Genomic DNA, 932 nt, shown 5'->3' on the forward strand with positions numbered 1-932 from the left:
TAAGTCCGTAACCGCTCGAACAGCGTATAAGCGAAGCCCGACAAGATCAGCCGCCACTGATTGGCCCACCAGTGCGTGCTGGAGGTCCGGTCAGCAAACAGGCTCAGTTGTTGATCCTTGATCCGGTTCTCCATGTCACCCCGGGCACAGTACTGCTCGTAGTAAAGCTTGAAGCCATCATCGTAACGGGAACTGATGATAAACCGGGGATTAGAGCCTAACTCGCCTTCTTCCAGGCGGGCCACCACCCAGCGTGAGTATTTCCAGGAGTGGGCTTGATACTGGAAGCGAAACGTCTCTGCCACTTTCCCTCCCACCTGCCATTGGGTCTTGCGCACCAGCATCATGGGCACATCCACTTCCTTGAGCAGCCGGCTGTTCTTGGCGATTCCCACGATGTAGTCGACGTGATGCCGATCACACCAGTTCAGCATCCGGGGACGACAAAAGTGGCTATCACCTCGTAACACGATGCGCGTATCGGGCCAGTATTGACGGATAAAGCGTACCAGTAAGGCGAGGATCGCCCAGCTATGGCGGCTGTCGCTGCGGTCACTGGTGCGCAGATAGCTCACCAGTAAGTGGCGCCCACAGAAGACATACAGTGGGAAGTAGCAGTGGTGATCGTAATAACGGTTAAAGAACTTGCCGGGTTGCTCGCCATGCACGGGGATGTCGGTGCCATCAAAGTCCAGCACGATCTCCTTTGGTGGTTCGTCATGCTGTTCAATGAAGTGATGCCACAGCAACTCATGGGCCTTCACTATTGCTTGCCGATCGGCGTTCTGCTCCACCCGGCACAGCGTCGACTTGCCTGCCAGCGTATCCTCTTCACCGAGCGCTGTCTGAAGGGCCTGATCATAGCGCAGGGCCTCATGGTCGTTGAAATCTTCATAGCCAGCGGCGACACCGAACACCCGCTGACGAACCAA

General features: G+C 56.2%; 1 protein-coding gene. It reads right to left on the bottom strand.

Annotation, left to right across the window (positions count from 1 at the left end):
• A partial coding sequence (locus ACT3TY_RS17880; protein WP_444629093.1) for an IS1380 family transposase occupies positions 1–932 on the bottom strand: 932 nt, incomplete at both ends.

Origin of the sequence: Halomonas sp. AOP22-C1-8 (genome assembly GCF_052378905.1) — a bacterium.
GTDB lineage: Bacteria > Pseudomonadota > Gammaproteobacteria > Pseudomonadales > Halomonadaceae > Vreelandella > Vreelandella citrativorans.